General features: G+C 66.6%; 18 protein-coding genes. 6 read left to right on the top strand and 12 right to left on the bottom strand.

From position 1 onward, the window contains the following. Positions 1-12 precede the first annotated feature (12 nt). The 3 genes from ASE61_RS01970 to ASE61_RS27530 all read left to right on the top strand — a co-directional run bounded on the left by ASE61_RS01970 (position 13) and on the right by ASE61_RS27530 (position 4,690). Positions 13-1,308 carry a porin gene (locus ASE61_RS01970; RefSeq protein WP_061964132.1) on the top strand — a complete coding sequence of 432 codons (1,296 nt, stop codon included), beginning with the start codon at positions 13-15 and terminating at the stop codon, positions 1,306-1,308. Positions 1,309-1,576: 268 nt separating this feature from the next. Further along, a complete protein-coding gene (locus tag ASE61_RS01965) occupies positions 1,577-3,937 on the top strand; it encodes an OmpA family protein (RefSeq protein WP_082617023.1) in 2,361 nt (786 codons plus the stop codon). A 9-nt stretch (positions 3,938-3,946) separates the two neighbouring features. Beyond that, positions 3,947-4,690, top strand: coding sequence for a hypothetical protein (locus ASE61_RS27530; RefSeq protein ID WP_061964128.1), 744 nt, complete (start codon positions 3,947-3,949; stop codon positions 4,688-4,690). A 6-nt stretch (positions 4,691-4,696) separates the two neighbouring features. Here the strand turns inward: ASE61_RS27530 and ASE61_RS01955 are convergent, their stop codons facing one another. From ASE61_RS01955 to ASE61_RS01935, 5 genes are all read right to left on the bottom strand, one after another. Beyond that, entirely contained in the window at positions 4,697-5,587 is an 891-nt protein-coding gene (locus ASE61_RS01955) for an alpha/beta fold hydrolase (protein WP_061964126.1), read from the bottom strand. Between the two features lie 71 nt (positions 5,588-5,658). After that, the gene (locus ASE61_RS01950; RefSeq protein WP_061964124.1) at positions 5,659-6,084 is read right to left on the bottom strand and encodes a MarR family winged helix-turn-helix transcriptional regulator; all 426 of its coding nucleotides are present in this window, start codon (positions 6,082-6,084) and stop codon (positions 5,659-5,661) included. A 13-nt stretch (positions 6,085-6,097) separates the two neighbouring features. Continuing rightward, positions 6,098-7,393, bottom strand: coding sequence for an MFS transporter (locus ASE61_RS01945; protein ID WP_061964122.1), 1,296 nt, complete (start codon positions 7,391-7,393; stop codon positions 6,098-6,100). Next, a complete protein-coding gene (locus ASE61_RS01940; RefSeq protein ID WP_061964120.1) occupies positions 7,390-8,544 on the bottom strand; it encodes an amidohydrolase in 1,155 nt (384 codons plus the stop codon). The genes ASE61_RS01945 and ASE61_RS01940 overlap by 4 nt, the downstream gene beginning before the upstream one ends. Before the next feature lie 228 nt (positions 8,545-8,772). Further along, complete coding sequence (locus ASE61_RS01935) at positions 8,773-10,851, bottom strand: lytic transglycosylase domain-containing protein (protein ID WP_061964118.1); 2,079 nt, start codon at positions 10,849-10,851, stop codon at positions 8,773-8,775. 268 nt (positions 10,852-11,119) lie between these two features. On the opposite strand from ASE61_RS01935, the gene dapA reads away from it, so the two are divergent. Both dapA and smpB read left to right on the top strand, forming a co-directional pair. After that, positions 11,120-12,013 carry a 4-hydroxy-tetrahydrodipicolinate synthase gene (gene dapA, locus ASE61_RS01930; RefSeq protein WP_061964116.1) on the top strand — a complete coding sequence of 298 codons (894 nt, stop codon included), beginning with the start codon at positions 11,120-11,122 and terminating at the stop codon, positions 12,011-12,013. A gap of 163 nt (positions 12,014-12,176) precedes the next feature. Continuing rightward, complete coding sequence (smpB, locus tag ASE61_RS01925) at positions 12,177-12,650, top strand: SsrA-binding protein SmpB (protein ID WP_061964114.1); 474 nt, start codon at positions 12,177-12,179, stop codon at positions 12,648-12,650. A 12-nt stretch (positions 12,651-12,662) separates the two neighbouring features. Here smpB and ASE61_RS01920 read toward each other — a convergent pair whose 3' ends face one another. The 5 genes from ASE61_RS01920 to lepB form a co-directional block, all read right to left on the bottom strand. After that, positions 12,663-13,295 (bottom strand): NYN domain-containing protein, encoded by a 633-nt coding sequence (locus ASE61_RS01920; protein WP_061964112.1) that lies wholly within the window; start codon positions 13,293-13,295, stop codon positions 12,663-12,665. Between the two features lie 139 nt (positions 13,296-13,434). After that, on the bottom strand, positions 13,435-13,980 hold the full coding sequence (locus tag ASE61_RS01915) for a sugar O-acetyltransferase (RefSeq protein ID WP_061964110.1): 546 nt from the start codon (positions 13,978-13,980) through the stop codon (positions 13,435-13,437). 17 nt (positions 13,981-13,997) lie between these two features. Beyond that, positions 13,998-14,915: a GTPase Era gene (gene era, locus ASE61_RS01910; RefSeq protein ID WP_061964108.1), complete on the bottom strand. Its 918-nt coding sequence runs from the start codon at positions 14,913-14,915 to the stop codon at positions 13,998-14,000. After that, positions 14,908-15,684, bottom strand: coding sequence for a ribonuclease III (gene rnc / locus ASE61_RS01905; RefSeq protein ID WP_082617022.1), 777 nt, complete (start codon positions 15,682-15,684; stop codon positions 14,908-14,910). Before rnc ends, era begins: the two co-directional genes overlap by 8 nt. Then, positions 15,636-16,403: a signal peptidase I gene (gene lepB, locus ASE61_RS01900; protein WP_061964106.1), complete on the bottom strand. Its 768-nt coding sequence runs from the start codon at positions 16,401-16,403 to the stop codon at positions 15,636-15,638. Before lepB ends, rnc begins: the two co-directional genes overlap by 49 nt. Positions 16,404-16,622: 219 nt before the next feature. Between lepB and aqpZ the strand changes: the two genes are divergently transcribed. Then, positions 16,623-17,336, top strand: coding sequence for an aquaporin Z (gene aqpZ / locus ASE61_RS01895; RefSeq protein WP_061964104.1), 714 nt, complete (start codon positions 16,623-16,625; stop codon positions 17,334-17,336). A gap of 107 nt (positions 17,337-17,443) precedes the next feature. Here the strand turns inward: aqpZ and acpS are convergent, their stop codons facing one another. Then, positions 17,444-17,845, bottom strand: coding sequence for a holo-ACP synthase (gene acpS, locus ASE61_RS01890; RefSeq protein ID WP_061964102.1), 402 nt, complete (start codon positions 17,843-17,845; stop codon positions 17,444-17,446). Positions 17,846-17,915: 70 nt separating this feature from the next. Then, positions 17,916-18,665 carry a pyridoxine 5'-phosphate synthase gene (locus ASE61_RS01885; RefSeq protein WP_061964100.1) on the bottom strand — a complete coding sequence of 250 codons (750 nt, stop codon included), beginning with the start codon at positions 18,663-18,665 and terminating at the stop codon, positions 17,916-17,918. Positions 18,666-18,721 lie beyond the last annotated feature (56 nt).

Genomic DNA, 18,721 nt, shown 5'->3' with positions numbered 1-18,721 from the left:
GGAGGTTACCAAATGAAGCTCGTCAAGAGCCTCCTCCTCGGTTCCGCCGCCGGCATCGCCGCGGTCGCCGGGGCTCAGGCCGCCGACCTTCCCTCGCGGAAGGCCGCTCCGGTCGAATACGTTCGTGTCTGCTCCGCTTTCGGCGCCGGCTTCTTCTACATCCCGGGCACCGACACCTGCCTTCGCATCGGTGGTCGTGTTCGCGCCGAGTACACCTTCGGTGAGCGTTGGAACGCTGGTCAGGACTCGTACGGCACCCGCGCTCGCGGCCGTATCTACATCGACGCTCGTAACCAGACTGCCTATGGCACGCTGCGCACGTTCGTTCGTTACGACCTGACGACCAGCACCGGCTCGTACCGCTACGGCGGCTCGAACGCTGGCGCCAACCGCTTCTCGGGCGTCAACGGCGTCAACGACGACGCTGCCTTCCTCGATAGCGCCTTCGTTCAGCTCGGCCCGTTGACCGCTGGTAAGATCCAGTCGTTCTACTCGTTCTACGCGAACGACTACGGCTTCCAGGTCCTGCGCACCTCTGACCGCCAGGTCAACACGCTCGCCTACACCGCCACGTTCGGCGGCGGCTTCAGCGCCACGATCTCGCTCGAAGACCCGAAGACGACCAACCGTCGCGCCTCGGTTCTGGCCTATCAGGGCACGACCTATCCTGACGTCGTCGCTTCGCTGCGCGTCGATCAGGGCTGGGGCTCGGCTCAGCTGTCGGGCGCCATCGGTGACCGTGGCATCTACTCGTCGCCGTGGGCGGTTCCCGCCGGCAACGGTGCCAAGAAGGACGAGATGGGCTGGGCAATCCAGGCCGGCGTGAAGTTCAACCTGCCGATGCTGGCTGCTGGCGACGCCCTGTTCCTGCAGGCCGGTTACGCCGACGGCGCTCTCGAGTACCTCGGTTGGGGTGGCACGGCCGGTCACGGCCGCCTGGCTGCCTACACGGTCAACAACTTCGGCGCCAACGCTTTCGGCAACCTGAAGTCGAACACCGGCTACAACCTGGTCGCGGCTCTGCGCCACTTCTGGACCCCGTCGATCCGTTCGGACTTCTTGGCTTCGTACTCGGCTCTTCAGACGAACGACTTCGCGATCAAGTCGGTCGACCCGAAGGAGCTGATGCTCGGCGCCAACCTGGTCTGGATGCCGGTCGCCGGTCTCGACATCGGTGTCGAGGTCCTCTACTCGCGCACCGAGTACGGTGTTCGCGTTCCGGACGCCAAGGCCTTCGCCGTCAACGGTCGTACGATCAAGTCGGACGACGCCTGGACCGGCCGTCTGCGCATTCAGCGCGACTTCTGATCGGTCTCCGATCTCTAGTCAGGAAGCCCCGGGGAAACCCGGGGCTTCTTTTTTATGTGGGTTGTTCCGGCTTCACTGTTGACGGGAGCCCGTCCCCCGGCCTGATCTGGCATAGGCGTCCCAGCCACGATCCCGCCAGGGATCGTCTACGGGCGCCCGTTGAATCGATATCTGCGGATCGCTCGACAAGCCTTTGAGAAAACGAGGGTGATCCCGGTCATGGGGTACCGCGCCAGGCCCTCGGTCGGCGCGGCACAGGGGGCTGTGCATGTCTCAACCGGCGCGTTGGCTCTGGGGCCTGATCCCATTGGGCCTGTTGTGGGGAGCCGGCAATCTCGCGCTCGATACCGCGATCGAACGTGATGTCGGGCTGCGTGCCGAGCAGGCCGTCGCTGCGGTCGCCGGCACGACGCCTGGTGCCCGCCCGGTCGTTGCCCAGGTCGATGGCCGCGACGTCACCATCGGCGGCGAGGTCTTGTCCTCGGACGGGGCGAACAAGGCGATGGCCCGGCTGCATGGCGAATTCGGCGTGCGCAGGACGCTCGGCGGGCTGTCGCAGGTCGTCGCCCAGAAGCCCTATTCCTGGTTCGCCAGCCGCCAGTCCGACAGTGTGACGCTCGGCGGCTTCGTGCCCGACCTCGACACTGCGGCCGCCAATATGGCGGTGGCATCGGCAGCCTTGCCCGGCCTGCGGATCGACGATCGCCAGACCGTCGCCTTCGGCGCGCCCGAGGGCTTTGCCGCAATGGCGGTGGCGATGCTCGCCGAGCTGCCGAAACTGGCCTCGGGCCGCGTCGCCCTCGACGACGGCCGCTTCTGCATCGAAGGCAAGGCGGCCAGCTCGGATTCGTTCCTGGCCCTCGAGGCGGCGGTGGCACAGGCGCAGCGGCCGGGCTTCCGCTCCGTCAAATGCGATATCGAGCCGCCGACCGTGGCCCCCTATCGCTGGAGCGCCGAGCATGAGGCCGGCGCAGCATTGGTCGTGCGCGGCTTCTACCCCGATCAGGACGCGCGCAAGCAGATGCTCGCGGCGGCGCGGCAGGCCTTCGGCGCCGGGGCTGCTCTTCGCGACGAGATGAAGCCGGCGCTCGGGGCGCCTTCGGCCTTCCTTGTGAAAGTGACGCGCGCCCTCGGCGATCTGGCGCGGCTTCGGCAAGGAAAAGCCGAGATCGACGGTGAGAATTACGCCCTGACCGGGAAGGGGCCCGAGACCTACGAGGCCTGCCAGGCCTTGCGCCTGCAGATCGCCCAGATGGACGGGCCGGATTCGGTGGCTCGGGCTGCGATCGAATGTCCCCCAATGCCCTCACCGCCAGTGCCGGTCGTCGTGCCGATGCCGGAGGTGCCGGGGCTGATCCTGCATGACGTGCTGCCCGCTTCGCCCAAGCCGCAGGGTTCTGCGTCCGCTCCGGCACCAGCTCCTGCAACGCCGCAAACCCCTGTCCCGCCGCCGGCAAGCACGCCGCCAGCGAGCACGCCGGTGGTGCCGCCCCGTGTGGCGGCGTCCGTGCCGCTGGAATGGAGCGCGGCTCGCAGTGACAGCGGCCTGCGCCTGAACGGGAAGTTGCCGGATGAGGCGGCGCGCACGAACCTGCTCGCCACGGTGCGGGGTCTCTTCGGCGACACGGCCGTCGACGATCGCATGACCGTCGAGCCGGCGTTGCGCTCCGATCTCGACCTGCCGGCCTCGACCGCCTTTGCGCTCGAGGCTCTGTCGAAGCTCCGGACCGGCTCCGTCAGCATCCGCGACAAGGTCTTTGCCATTGCCGGCGAGGCTGCGGATGCCGCGAGCCTTGCGGCGCTGCGCGACCTGTTCGCGCGCAATGCTCCCGCCGGCCTGGCATTGGCCGCCATGCCGGAGAGCGTCGTCGTGCGACCATACGGCTTGTCGCTATCGGCGGATCGGACCGGTTTGCGGCTCTCCGGATATCTGCCTGACCGAGCAGCGCAGGCTGCGTTGCGGGCATTGGTCGCGGATTCCCCGCTGAAGGACCGCTTCGAGGACGCGACGACCCTCATTCCGGGCGCTCCGGCCGGCTTCGCCGAGGCGGCCCGCGCCGTCCTCGCCGATCTGCTGCGGCTCGATCTCGGTTCGGCCTCCATCGTTGACGACCGCGTGACGCTGCGCGGATTGACCTGCCGTGACCTGATCAGAAGCGAGATCGAGACCAGCGCCGCAACCGGCCTGCCAGCGGGTTACAAGGCCGATGCGGTGGTGAGCCTGCGCCAGACCGGTTGCGTGGTCGATCCGCCGGCAAGCTGCCAGAACGATCTCGACGGGCTGACCAAAAGCAACACCGTTCTGTTCGGCCAGGGGACTTCGGTGGTGGAACTCGATGCCACGACCGAGCGCGTCATCGGCGAGGCCGCGACCATTCTCAAGAAGTGCCCGGGCTCCCCTGTCGTGATCGAGGGGCACGCCAATCGCGATGGCGAGCGGCGCGGCTTCGACAATATGGATCTGTCGTTGCGCCGGGCCTTGCGCGTGCGCGACGAGCTGGCGCGGCGCGGTATCGAGACAGGCCAGCTTGCCGTCAAAGGCTATGGCAGTACCCGGCCGCTTGTGCCGCATGAAGCGCCGGAAGCGCGAGCGATGAACCGCCGCGTGCAGTTCACCGTGGCGAAGTAGGAGTCCGACATGCTCTATCTCGCCAGCCAGTTCCTCTGGTTCCTGGTCGCCGCCTTCGGCCTCGGCTTCGCCATGGGCTGGATCAGCCATGATGGCGGCAAGGCCCGCTTCTGGAGCGGCGCCTGGACGGTGGTCGCCGCATTCTGGATCGCGGGCGCCGCGCTGACCTGGCTGCAGCTTCTGAACGGCATGCCGGCGACCTGGGTCGAGACCGCGCTGCTGTTCACGGCGGCCTACTGGGTGGGCTGCGTCTGCGCGAGCCTTCTTCGCAAGCCGGCCGCCCGACGCGCCTCGCAAGCTGACATCGCGCCGGTCGCGGCCGCCTCTTCGCCGGCAGTATCGCCCGCGCGACCACAGGCCCAACTGCCGCCTGTCGAGAACGAGGCTGAACTGCCCGGCCAGCGACCGGCGGGATTCGTCGCGGCCCGCGACGGCAAGGCCGATGACCTGAAGCTGATCAAGGGCATCGGCCGGCAGAACGAGGGCCGTCTGCATGGCCTCGGCATCTGGCATTTCGAGCAGATCGCCGGCTGGACCTCCGAGAACGTCGAATGGGTTGGCGGCTATCTCGCCTTTCCCGGCCGGATCGAGCGCGAGGACTGGGTTGGCCAGGCAAAGCTCCTGGCGGCGGGAACAGAGACCGAGTTCGCCAGGCGGGCCAAGGCGGGCGAGGTCGAAAGCTCGCGCGATGACGGCACGGCGGGGCAGAGCAATGTCGCCGACATCGCCGAGGATGGGCGTTCGAAACCCTGAAACGGATCAGCCCGCGCGCCGCTCGGCCCGCGCGACCAGCTTGCCGATCCGCCGGATCATGTCCTTCGTGCTGAGCAGCGGGGCATGGCCCTGTCCAGGCGCGGTGTAGATCTCGCAATCGGGATGGCGTTCCGCCATCTCCTCCAGCGTCTTCTCCGCCAGGAGATCGGAATTGGCGCCGCGGATCGCCAGCAGCGGCACGGTCTTGAGCGCGTCGAAATAGGTCCAGAGCACCGGCAGTGGCGCTTCGAGATCAAGCTCTTCCAGCACCTTCATCAGCTTGACGTCGTAATCGGGCGTGAGGGCGCCGTCGCGATCGGTCCAGGTGCGGCGCGCCATCATCTCCCACTCTGCTTCGCCGAGGATCGGGAATTGCTGGTCGGAGAGCCGTTTCAGGATCTCGGCGCCTTCCTGGAAGCTCCGTGGAACCGGCAGCTTGCCGACATAGCCGCGAATGCGCAGCAGGCCGCGCGCGTCGATCACCGGGCCGACATCGTTGAAGACGACGCCGCGGATCATCGCCGGCCGTGCCGCCGCCAGCGCCATGGTCAGGAGGCCGCCGCGCGAGGTGCCGACGAAGATGGCCTGCTCGATCCCGCTTGCGACCAGCACCTGGACGAGGTCGTCGAGCTCGATACGGATGTCGTAGTTCTTCCAGTCCTTGTCGTATCCGGAGAGCCCGCGACCGCGATAGTCGAGCGCCAGCACGCGGCGCGGTTTGGCCTCGTCCTGGGACAGGGCCAGTGCCAGCTCGTGGAAGTCGGCCGCGGTGCGGGCGAAGCCCGGCAGGCAGACGACCGGCAGCGCGGTCTCGGCAAGCGGACCGTAATCGCGAAAATGCAGCTTGAGCCCGTCGCTGGCGCTGACGAAGCGGGAGGTGAAACCGGATTCGGGCATCAGGGGACTCGAAGGATGCAGGGGGACGCACCTAACCATGGCGTCGGCGCCTGCGGAAGCCGGCTTTCGGTTCAGGAGGCGCCCCAGCGGCGCAGCTTGGCGAGGCAATGGTTGAACTGGGCAAGTTCTTCCGGCGTCAGCACCGAGAGGAAGTCGCGCTCCATCTCTTTGCCCAGCCGGTCGGCTTCCTCGCGGATGACTTCGCCTTGCGCGGTGAGATGCAGCGCCACGCGCCGCGCATCGGCGCTTTCCAGCGCGCGTTGGACCAACCCCGCCTCGACCAGCTTGCGCAGGTGTTTCGAGACAAGCGTCTGCTCGATGAAGGTCGCTTCCGACAAGGCCCGGGACGACAGTCCCGGCTGGTCGCCGATGGCCCGCATCACCCTGAGCTCACGGATATTGAGGCCGAGCCGCTCCTTGTAGACCTGCGAGGCCTTCGCCATCGCGGTCTGGCTCAATTGGTCGAGCCGGAAGGTCAGGAACGAGTCGCGGGCCATCTTGCTCCCTTGCTCAGCCTTGGGTGCGCGTCCGGTTCGCCAGGCCCAGCGCAAGCAGGGAGACTGCCGTGCAAGCGAGGAGATAATAGGACGGAACCATGTCCGAGCCGGTCTTCGCCACCAGCCAGGTCAGGGTGAAGGGCGCGAGCCCGCCGAACAGCAGCACCACGACATTGTAGGCGATCGACATGCCGGTCGAGCGCACCTGCGTCGGGAACATGCCGGCAAGGAGACCCGGCGTCGGTGCCCAGATCGCGGCGATCGAGAGCGCGCAGATCGCTTGCGCGGTCAGGAGCCGCTCGAAGCTCGGCTCCGCTACGACATAGGCGAGTAGCGGGTAGGAGAGCAGCGCGAAGCTCAGCATGCCCAGGAGCCAGACGCGGAAGGCGCTCCAGCGATCGGCGAGATGGCCCATGATCGGCACGAAGATGAAGAGCAGGATGCCGCCGATGAGCGAACTCAGCATGGCGCTGGTGAAGGGCAGCGTGAGTTGGCGGATCACATAGCCCGGCAGGAAGATGAACCAGACATAGTTCGAGGCCGTGCCGGGGATCATGATGCCGAAGCAGCGCAGCAGCGCGTTGCGGTGCTCGGCCAGCACTGTGCGGAACGGCGTCTGGCCGGTGCTCTGCTTGGTGTCCTTCTCGTATTCCGGGGATTCGTCGACGAAGCGGCGGATGTAGAAGCCGAGCGGCGTGATCAGCGAGCCCAGCAGGAAGGGGATGCGCCAGCCCCAGCCCTGCAGAGCTTCCGGCGTCAGCAGCGTCGCCAGCGCGTAACCCGAGAAGGCGGCGAGCGCGAGCGCCAGCGCCTGCGAGCACATCTGGAAGCTGCCGAACATCATCTTGCGGCCGGGCGGCGCGTATTCGACCAGCATGGCGGTGGCCGAGGCGAACTCGGCTCCGACCGAGATGCCTTGCAGGATGCGGGCGAGGATCACGAGGATGGGTGCGAGAATGCCGATCGTCGCATAGCCCGGCGTTAGCCCGATCAGCACGGTCGAGAAGCCCATGATCAGGATCATCACCGTCAGGATCGGCTTGCGGCCGAAGCGGTCGGCATAGGTCGAGAGCAGCACGCCGCCGATGGGGCGGACGAGGAAGGAAATTGCGAAGGTTGCCGCAGTCAGCAGGGCCGAGACCAGAGGGTCCGAGGTCGGGAAGAAGACCTGGGCGATGATCGTGGCGAAGAATCCGTAGACCAGGAAATCGTACCATTCGAGGCCGTTACCGATCACCGAGGAGATCACGGCGCGACGGACCATGGCCGGGGAGCGCGGCTCGGCGCTCGGGATCGCGGCGGCGGTCATGCGTTGGCTCCGGTCTGGCGCTCGACGAGGCGGCACAGGATGCTCCCGCCGACCGGTAGCAGGCGGTCGTCGAAATCGAAGGTCGGATGGTGGCACATCGCGCCGGGCTGGCCGAGGAAGATATAGGCGCCGGGCCATTGCCGCAGCATCAGCGCGAAATCGTCGGAGAAGGGCAGGGGCGTCAGGTCGGTCTGCACATTGGCCTCGCCGAGCACCTGTCCCGCGGCAGAGGCCGCCGCAGCCGCAGCGCGCGGATCGTTGAGGCAGGGCGGGCAGCTCGCCTTATTCGTGCAGGTGATCGTGCAACCGGACATCAGCGCCAAGCCCCGGCAGGCGGCGTCGAGCTTGTCGACGATGCGGGCTTCCGTCTCGGGGTTGTAGGTGCGGATCGTGCCGCTGAGCTCGGCCGAGTCGGGGATGATGTTCGAGGCGGTGCCGGCGACGAGCTTGCCGAGGCTGATGACCGCCGGCTGCATCGGATCGACATGCCGGCCAACCACGGAAGAGATTTCGATCGCCAGCCGCGCCGCGACCTGAAGCGGGTCGTCGGTCGTATGGGGCGCCGCGCCGTGGCCGCCCTTGCCCTTGATCGTGATCTGGAAAACGGTCGTTCCGCTGAGCGTCGGGCCGGGGCGGACAGCGGCGGTACCCTCCTCATAGAGCGGGATGGTGTGGAGCGCGTAGACCTCGGAGCAGGGGAAGCGCTCGAACAGGCCATTCTCGATCATCTTCTGGGCGCCCTGGCCGATCTCCTCGGCCGGCTGGAAGATCAGATGCACCTTGCCGCGCTTCGGTGGATTGGCGGCGAGATGGTGGGCCGCGGCGAGCAGCATCACGGTGTGGCCATCATGGCCGCAGCCGTGGAACTGGTTCTTGGTGGTCGAGCGGTAGTCGAGCCCGGTATCCTCCTCCATCGGCAGGGCGTCCATGTCGGCGCGCAGGCCGATGGCCGGCCCCTCCGCCGCGCCCTTGATGACGCCGACGAGCCCGGTGCCGCCGAGTCCGCGATGCACTTCGATGCCGAAGGAGGCGAGCGTCTTCGCGACGAAATCCGAGGTGCGGAATTCCTGGAAGGCGATTTCGGGATGGGCGTGAAGGTCGCGGCGCCAGGCCTCAAGCGTGGGCGCGAAATCGGCAATGTCTTGCAGCATCGAAATTCCTCCGCTGCCCCGCAGAGATAGTTGAAAGTTTCAAATATTGCAATCGTCAGGAAAGATCGTTGCCGGGCTGGACAACGACGGTTGTCATCCCGGGCGCAGCGAAGCGGAGAGCCGGGATCCATTCCGGAGCGAGTATTGGAAAGGCTCCGGAATGGATCCCGGATCGGCGCGGCTGACGCCGCTTGTCCGGGATGACCGTGCGGTTGGGAAGAAGCGCTGCTAGTCCCGCTTGCCGCCGCGCTTCAGGTCGTAGTCGATCAGGTAGGCCGTGCGCTGGTTCAACCGCTCGCGATAGACCTGCAGGTTCTCCATCACGCGCTGGACGTAGTTGCGCGTCTCGGAGAAGGGGATGCGCTCCACCCAATCGACGGCGTCGACCTCGGGATCGCGCGGGTCGCCATAGGCCGCAATCCATTTCTTCACATTGGGCGAGCCGGCATTATAGGCGGCGAAGGTCAGGATATAGGAGCCGCGCCACTCCTTGAGCAGGTCGTTGAGATGGGCCGCGCCCATCCGCGCCGCATAGAGCGGATCCTGGCCCAGTTTCTGCCAGTCGAAGGGCAGGCCGGCGCGGCGCGCCGTCTCGCGCGCGGTCGCCGGCATCATCTGCATCAGCCCGCGCGCGCCGGCATGCGACATCGCGGTCGGGTCGAAGGCGCTCTCCTGCCTTGCGATTGCATGGACGATGGCGCGCTCCATCGGATCGCCGAGCACGTCGAATTCCGGGATGCCATCGACCGGATAGGCCGCCATGTCGAGCGGGAAGCCGCGTTGCAGCGCCGCCTTGCCGATGCCGACCAGCGCACGCGCATCGGTCTCGCGCCGGGCAATGGCGGCGATCGCCTCCAGCGCCTCGGTGGTATGCAGGCGCTGCGCCAGGTCCTTCAGCATCAGCGTGGCGAGGTCGCGCTCGCCGATACGATAGAGCAGGCGCACGGCCCGGTGCCCTGGCAGGGTCTCGAGCCCAGCCGCGACTGTGCGCCGCAAGGGCAGGCCGGGAAGCCCGAGCTTCGCCCGGGCCAATTGCCCGTAATAGGCGACCGGCTGCTCCGCGGCCTTGCCATAGGCGGCCCTGGCCTCATCCGCCTTGCCCAGTTCCTCATAGGCGCGGCCCTGCCAATAGGTGGCGCGTGCGACCGAGATCGGTGTCTCGGCGATACCGGCAGCGGCATCGAAGTGCTTCAGCGCCACATCCGGCTTCTTGAGAAAGCGCAGCGCGACGAAGCCGGCACTCCATTCGGCTTCGATCCGCTCGGCCGCATCCTCGGCGCTGTGACCGGACGAAACCTCATAGGCCTTCTGCGGCTGGCCGGCATCGAGGAGCTTGCGCGCGATGATGCGCCGCTCCTCCCACCAGCCATCGCCGTCGCCGAGCAGGGCCGGGTCGCGCGGGATCGCGGTCAGCGCCTTCACGGCGTCGTCGAGCTTGTCGCCGCGCCGCGCCTGCTGGGCCTGCAGGAAAGCGAAGGAGACATCGCCGCGCAGTGAGGCTGGCACCGCCGATATCAGTTTCTCGGAGATCGGCCGACGCGCTTTGGCGCTCGCCAGCCGCGCCTTGGCCAGCACGATATAATCGGGCGAGACCCGGGCGGCATTGCGCAGAGCCGCCTGACCGCTCTCCCGGAACAGGAAGCGCTCGGTGCGCAGGCGGTGATCGTCCTTGGTCAGCGCCGCCTCGAAATCCTTGAGCACGATCTTTTCGAGCGCCTGCCCAAACAAATCCTTGCGCCAGCTCTGGCGGATGATGTCGGCGGCTTCTTCGGCCTTGCCTTCCTCCTTGAGCGCGAGCGCCAGCGCGATCCGCCCGGCTGCCGAGACGGGCTGCTGGCCATGGAAGAAGGCGCGCACGATCGCCGGGCTCTTTTTCTCGGCGATCAGCGCCTCTTCGGCGCGGCGTCGAAAACGGGTCGTGGCCGGATAGTTCGGATGCTCGCGCAGGAAGGCGTCGATCCGCGTGAAGGGAACGGCGCCGGCATTGGCATGGATCGCCACCCATTCGAGCAACGAACGCGCGGTGCGGTCATCGATGCGTGCCGCGAGATCGTCGCCCTCGGCAAGCGCATTGCGACGATAGGCGGCGACAGCCGCCTTCACGGCCTCCGCATTGATCGGGCTTTCGCCACGCAAGGCGTCGGCGGGATAGGGCGGCAGCGCGCTCGTCGTCTCGACATCGCCGAGCATGGCGAGCTTGCGCTGGCTGGCGAGCATGCCGTCGTCGCCCGCCTGCGTCGTCGAGGCGGAGAGCAGGGCAGGCAGCAGCAGGCCGATCAGTCTCCTCGCGGCGGCAGGCGAGGCCATGGCGGAACTCCAGGCTGGAGCATCGGACCGAAAAGTGGAATCCACTTTTCGGAACAATCCGATGCTGAACCAAGAACTAGATCGCCACTTCGCGCCGGTTAGGGCGCTCGGCGATCTAATGCGGATATCTGTGATGGTCGGGGAAGCGGGTTGATGAACGCTTAACTATGAGGCCACGCATTTTCATGGCTTGCCGGCTTTGCCTTGGCGGGATGACGGTTTATGTGTGGCGGCCCCGCAACCCGCGTTTTCGTCCCAGGATCGTCCCATGACCAAGCACATTGCCTTCACCGGCTCGATGCCCGCTCTGGTCACGCCGTTCAAAGCCGGCAAGGTCGACGAGGCGGCGCTGCGCGCGCTGGTCGATTGGCAGATCGGCAACGGCTCGACCGGGCTCGTGCCCGTCGGCACCACCGGCGAGAGCCCGACGCTATCGCATGACGAGCACAAGCGCGTCGTCGAGATCGTCATCGACCAGAACAAGGGCCGCGTCCCGGTCATCGCCGGCGCCGGCTCGAACAACACGATCGAGGCGATCGACCTCGCCGTCCACGCCGAGAAGGCTGGCGCCGATGCCGTGCTCGTGGTCACGCCCTATTACAACAAGCCGACCCAGGAGGGCATGTACCAGCACTTCAAGGCGGTGAACGATGCGATCGGGATTCCGATCATCATCTACAACATCCCGCCGCGCTCGGTGGTGGACATGTCGGTCGAGACGATGGCGCGGCTCTACGAGCTCAAGAACATCGCCGGCGTGAAGGACGCCACCGCCAACCTCGCCCGCGTCTCGCAGCAGCGCCATGCCTTAGGCGCGGATTTCATCCAGCTCTCTGGCGAGGACATGACTGCGCTGTCCTATATGGCGGCCGGCGGCCATGGCTGCATCTCGGTCGTCGCCAATGTCGCGCCGCGCCTCTGCGCCGACCTGATGGAGGCCGTCCAGAAGGGCGATTATGCCGGCGCGCTGAAGGTGCAGGACCGGCTGGTGCCGCTGCATGACGCGATCTTCAAGGAGCCCGGCCTCGCCGGGGCCAAGCATGGCCTGGCGCTGCTCGGCCGCATCGAGGAGGAGGTCCGCCTGCCGCTGATGCCGGTGACCCCGGCGACGGGCAAGGTCATTCGCGAGGCCATGGTTTTCGCCGGGCTGTTGAATGCTTAAGTGAGATAGGTGGCCGCGCCGCCCGGCGCGGTTATTCGCTGGCCGATCGCGGCGGGCGGTAGAACGACAAGGTCGGCGTTTCCAGGCGCTTGGGTGCCGATCGCGAATCGGATTCTCAGGTTCTGGCAGCGCCGGTCGAGCAGCATGGATTCAGCGGAACGGCATGAAGAAACCTGATCCGGAGCGCTATCGCCTAGCAGCGGACAACCGCAAGGCGCGCTTCAACTACGAGATCAAGGAAACCGTGGAGGCGGGCATCGCCTTGCAGGGGACCGAGATCAAGTCACTGCGCGGCGGAAAGGCGACGATCGGAGAGAGCTATGCCGGCCCGATGGGGACGGAGCTCTTTCTGTTCAACGCCCATATTCCGGAATATCTCGAGGCGAACCGCTTCAATCACGAGGTCCGCCGGCCGCGGAAGCTCCTGCTTCACCGGCGGGAGATCAACAAGCTGATGGGCGCGGTCCAGCGTGAGGGCATGGCCCTGATCCCGCTCAAGGTCTACTTCAACGACAGGGGCAGGGCGAAGGTTGAGCTCGGCCTCGGCAAGGGCAAGAAGCTCCACGACAAGCGCGAGACCGAGAAAGAGCGCGACTGGAACCGCGACAAGCAGCGCCTGCTGAAGACGGGCGGGTAAAGGCCGCTGGCCTCACCCCTCGACCGGCTCGTCGCCTTGGCGAATGCCGTAGCGCCGCTCCAGTGACGGGTTTCCGGGAGTGCCCGGTGCGGCGCCGGCCCCGGTGCGGCTGGCGCGCTCGGCCGGGTCGCGGCCGATCTTCTGCATGAGCTGGGCGAGGTCGACGAATTCGTCGCATTGCCGGCGCAACTCGTCCGAGACCATCGGCGGGTTGGTCGAGATCGTCGAGACCACCGAGACCTTGACGCCCTTGCGCTGCACGGCCTCGACCAGCGGCCGGAAATCGCCGTCGCCGGAGAACAGGTAGATCTGGTCGAGATGCGGCGCGAGTTCGAGCATCTCGATCGCCAGCTCGATATCCATGTTGCCCTTGACGCGGCGCCGGCCAGTGGCGTCGGTGAACTCCTTCGCCGCTTTGGTGATGACCCGGTAGCCGTTGTAGTCGAGCCAGTCGACCAGCGGCCTGATCGAGGAATACTCTTCGCTTTCCACCAATGTGGTGAAATAGAACGCGCGGATCAGGTTGCCGCGGCCCTGGAACTCCCGCAACAGGCGCCGATAGTCCATGTCGAAGCCGAGCTGCTTCGAAGTCGCGTAGAGATTGGCGCCGTCGATGAACAGCGCGATGCGCGGTGCGGCGCTCATGGCAATCACTCCTGCTAAAATATCTTTAGGTATGAAAATGGGCACCAAACGCGTTCTAACAATGTCGTTTTGCGACTGAAATTTGACAAGTTACAAGGAGCAGCCGTGGCACACTGACGCAGTTCGGTTTTCCGCTACGTCAGGGCCGCAGGCGCGCCGGATTGCCGACCGCGGTGCCGCTGGCCGGCACGTCGCGCGTGACGACGCTGCCCGCGCCGATGATGGCATCGTCCCCGATCGTGACGCCGGGCAGGATGATCGCGCCGCCGCCGATCCAGACATTGCTGCCGATGCTGACGGGGCGCCCGAATTCCAGCATCTGCCGGCGCTGGCCGGGATCGCGCGGATGATCGGCGGTCAGGATCTGGACACCGGGCCCGATCTGCGTGCCGTCGCCGATGGTGACCGCGACGACGTCGAGGATGATGCAGTTGAAGTTGAGAAAAACGCCGTCGCCGAGGCTGATATTGTAGCCGTAATCGCAATGGAAGGGCGGGCGGATGACGACGCCTTGCCCGACGTGACCGAGCGCCTCGCGGAGCAACGGCAGCCGCTGTTCTGGCGCCGTACCGGGCGCGTTGAAGCGCTCCATCCAGGCGGTGGTACGGAGATTATCCGCGACGAGTTCGGGGCTGTCGGCGCGATAGAGCTCGCCGGCCAGCATCTTGTCCTTCTCGCTGCGCATCGCGCCTTCCGTGCCGCTCAGCCTTTGCCCTTCGGAAATTCCAGCCCCATCTCGCGATAGCGTTCCGGGTCGTCGCTCCAGTTTTCGCGCACCTTCACGAACAGGAAGAGATGCACCTTGGCCTCGGCGGCTTCCGCGATCTCGACGCGGGCCTTCTGGCCGATCGCCTTGATCGTCTGGCCGCCTTCGCCGAGCACGATCTTCCGCTGGCCTTCGCGCTCGACATAGATCGTCTGCTCGATGCGGACGGAGCCGTCGGACTTCTGCTGCCAGCTCTCGGTCTCGACGGTGGAGCGATAGGGCAGTTCGTCGTGCAGCCGCTCGAACATCTTCTCGCGGGTGATCTCGGCGGCGAGGAAGCGCAAGGGCGCGTCCGAGATCTGGTCTTCCGGATAGAGCCAGGGGCCGAGCGGCAGTCGCTTCTCCAGCCAGGCCAGGATGTCCTTGACGCCGTAGCCGGTCAGCGCCGCGACCATGAAGGTTGTCTCGAAGCTGCCGAGCTCGTTCACCTTGGCGGTGATTTCGAGCAGCTTCTCCTTCGGCACCGTGTCGATCTTGTTGAGGATCAGGAATTTCGGCTGCTTCAGCTCGGCGAGCTTCTCGAACAGCGCCGTGTTTTCCTCGTGGTCGAAGCGCGCGACATCGACGAGGACGCCGATCAGGTCGGCATCGGTGGCGCCGCCCCAGGCGCTCGTTACCATCGCGCGGTCGAGCCGGCGCTTGGGCGCGAAGATGCCGGGCGTGTCGACGAAGATGACCTGCGCCGTGCCGGAAAGGGCGATGCCGCGCACCTGCGTGCGCGTCGTCTGCACCTTGCGCGAGACGATCGAGATCTTGGCGCCGACGAGCTGGTTGAGCAGGGTCGACTTGCCGGCATTGGGCGCGCCGATCAGCGCGACGAAGCCGCAGTGCGTGGCTTGGTCGGATTCAGACATTGTCGCCTTCCGGGTTGTCGTTCCACAGGCCCTCTCGCCTGAGAAAGGCTTCGGCTGCGGCCTGCTCGGCCAGTCGCTTGGATGGGCCGCGCGCCTCGGCGTCGGCAAGCCCCGTGATCTTGGCGGCCACGACGAAGACCGGCGCATGGTCGGGGCCGGAGCGGCCGCGCTCGCTATAGGTCGGCGTCGGGTAGCCCTTGCCTTGCGCCCATTCCTGCAGCGCGGTCTTGGCGTCGCGTAAGGGTCGGACCGGCTTCAGCATGCGTTCGCCGAAGGCGCGCTCGATCAGCGCGCGCGCCGCCTCGTAGCCGCCATCGATGAAGACCGCGCCGATGATCGCCTCGCAGGCATCGGCCAGGATCGCCTTGTTCTTGCGGGCGCCGCCGAGGATCTCGCCTTCGCCGAGTCGCATGAACTGGCCGAGATTCCAGCCTTCGGCCACCTCCGCGCAGGTCTCCTTGCGCACGAGATCGGCGAGCCGGCGCGAGAGATTGCCTTCTTCCGACTGCGGAAACTGCCGAAACAGCAATTCGGCGACCGAAAGGCCGAGCACGCGATCGCCGAGGAATTCGAGACGCTGGTAGCTCGCCAGCCGCGAGTCCTCTGCGCTCATATGGGTCAGCGCCGTCGCGAGAAGGCTCTGGTCCGCGAAACGATGCCCGAGCACGGCCTCGAGCCGCGCCGTATCCGGGGCCTTGCGCCCGCCGTCGCCCACCTTGCTCACTTGATGGAGCTGAACAGGCGGCTCCAGCGAACCGTGGAGGGCCATTCCCAGATCTTCCAGGCCGAGGCACCGTCGTCGATCGAGAAGAAGATGATCTCGGCTCGCCCGACGAAATTCTCGAACGGCACGAAGCCGACGCTGCGATCACGCGAGTCGAGCGAATTGTCGCGGTTGTCGCCCATCATGAAGAAATGGCCGGGCGGCACGATGAAGACCTGCGTGTTGTCGAAGGTGCCGGTATCGCCCTCGCGCTCGATGATCTGGTGGCTGACGCCGTTGGGCAGGGTCTCGCGATACTGGATCACCGGAGCGCTGCGGCCCCAATTGTCGGTCGTGACGAAATCGGCGATGCGCTCGCGCTTCACGGGCGTGTTGTTGATGTGCAGGATGCCGTCGATCATCTGGATGCGGTCGCCGGGCAGGCCGATGACGCGCTTGATGTAATCGGTCGAATTGTCGCTCGGCAACTTGAACACGGCGATGTCGCCGCGCTTCGGCTCGGCCGCCCACACCCTCCCTGAGAACAGTGGCGGGCTGAACGGGATCGAGTGCTTGGAATAGCCGTAGGTGTATTTCGACACGAACAGATAGTCGCCGATCAGCAGCGTCGGAATCAGCGAGCCGGACGGGATGTTGAACGGCTGGAACAGCAGCGTGCGGATGACGAGCGCGATGAGCAGCGCCTGAACGACGACCTTGATCGTCTCGAGGACACCGCCCTCTTCCTTGGCCGCCTTGCTTTTGCTGTCGACGTCGTTGGCCACGCGGGCGCTCCTGAGGCTGCGATCCTGCGCGCGGTCTAGCCGACTATCGCGCCTGCGACAACGCGCAAGAGCGGGAGGGGGGAGGGCATCGGCGGATGGCGCATGCGAATCGAGAATGGGAGAGTGGCGATATCAGGGCGGCTTTTGCCACGGACGCAGATTGACGGCCCGGATTTTCGCCAACAGCATCACGATCGCGCGTTAATGGGGGAATCATTCATGAGCACGAAGAAATTAGCCGCCGAAGCCATCGGCACGTTCTGGCTGACTTTTGCGGGTTGCGGCAGCGCGGTCATCGCCGCGGGGTTTCCGAATGTCGGTATCGGGTTGCTCGGCGTTTCGCTGGCGTTCGGCCTCACGGTCGTGACGATGGCCTATGCGATCGGCCATATCTCCGGCTGCCATCTCAATCCGGCGGTGACGGTCGGCCTCGCGGCCGGCGGGCGCTTCCCGGCGGGGCAGGTCGTTCCTTATATCATTGCGCAGGTGGTCGGCGCCGTCGTGGCGGCGGCCGTTCTTTATCAGATCGCCAGCGGCGCGCCGGGCTTCGATCTTGCCGGCGGTTTCGCCTCGAACGGCTATGCCGAGCATTCGCCCGGCAAGTACAACCTCGTCTCGGCCTTCCTCATGGAAGTCGTGATGACCATGATGTTCCTCTTCATCATCATGGGCTCGACCCATGGCAAGGCGCCGGCCGGCTTCGCCCCGCTGGCGATCGGCCTCGGTCTCTGCCTGATCCATCTCGTCAGCATCCCGGTGACCAACACCTCGGTGAACCCGGCCCGCAGCACCGGCCCGGCGCTCTTCGTCGGTGGCTGGGCGCTGCAGCAGCTCTGGCTGTTCTGGCTGGCGCCTCTGATCGGCGGCGTGCTCGGCGGCGTGATCTATCGCTGGCTGAGCAACGAGCCGGAAGGCGAAATCACCGGCCGCTGAGCGGCCGGGCAGGCAGGTAGAGCCTCGAGGAAAGCCGTCGTCGTCCCGGGCGCATCGCGATGCGGTGCCCCGGAATGGCGGCGGCTTTCGCACGAAACGAGGGTGCCTCAGGCGACCGGCCGGGCCTCGATCACCACGAAGGCTTGCGCCAAAGGCGGGTCGTCTGTCAGCGAGACATGGACGAAGGCTTCATGGCCCGGTGGGGTCATGGCCTTCAGCCGCTCGGCGGCGCCTCCGGTCAGGCGCAGCGTCGGGCGTCCGCCCGGCAGGTTGACCACCTCCATGTCGCGCCAGAAGACACCGGCGCGCAAGCCGGTGCCCAGCGCTTTCGAGCAGGCCTCCTTGGCGGCGAAGCGTCGGGCATAGGAGGCGGCACGGGTCGCGCGACGATCGGATTTCGTCCGCTCGCCTTCGGTGAAGACGCGTTCGGTGAAGCGATCGCCGAAGCGTTCGAGCGAGCGCTCGATCCGGCGGATGTCGCAGAGGTCGGAGCCGATGCCGAGGATCATGCTCGCGATGTAGCGCGCTTTTCGCCCGACAGGAACCGCTTCCGGAGCTGAAAAGGCGGGGAGCGGTCGTTCAGCCCCCGGCGCGGCCCTCGTCCATCGCCTGCCGCATTCGGCGGATCGCGGCTTCGAGGCCGATGAAGATGGCCTCGCCGATCAGGAAGTGGCCGATATTGAACTCGACGAAGGCCGGTACCCGGGCGAGCGAGCGGGCCGTGTCGTAGTCGAGCCCGTGCCCGGCATGGACCTCGAGGCCGAGCTTCGCACCCAGAGCGGCGCCGTCCGCCAGGCGCTGGAACTCGACCTTCGCCTTCGATGCCTCGCCATCCAGGACGGCATGGCACCAGCTCCCGGTATGCAGTTCGATGACCGGCGCGCCGAGCTTGGCGGCCATTGCGATCGGCGCCTCGTCCGGCTCGATGAACAGCGAGACGCGGCAGCCGGCCGCCTTCAGCCGGGCGATCGCAGGCGTCAGGTGGCTCTCCTGCCCGACGACATCGAGCCCGCCCTCCGTGGTGCGCTCCTCGCGCTTCTCCGGCACGAGGCAGGCCGCATGCGGCTTCAGCCGCTCCGCCAGCGCGATCATTTCGGGGGTGGCGCCCATCTCGAAATTGAGCGGCCTGGTCAGTTCGGTGGCGAGGCGCTCCATGTCGGCGTCGCGGATATGGCGCCGGTCCTCGCGCAGATGGGCGGTGATGCCGTCCGCGCCGGCGGCAATCGCGAGATGCGCTGCCCGGACCGGATCGGGCAGGGCGCCTCCGCGCGCGTTTCGCACCGTGGCGACGTGGTCGATATTGATGCCAAGACGCAGCCGATCGGCCATGATGCCCCCCTGTGTTCTTGCGTCCTGCTTAGACGAAAGCAGCGCACCGGCTCAAT

The organism is Allobosea sp. Root670, from assembly GCF_001429415.1.
Taxonomy (GTDB): Bacteria; Pseudomonadota; Alphaproteobacteria; order Rhizobiales; family Beijerinckiaceae; genus Allobosea; species Allobosea robiniae.
This window is presented reverse-complemented; position numbering and strand designations above follow the sequence as displayed.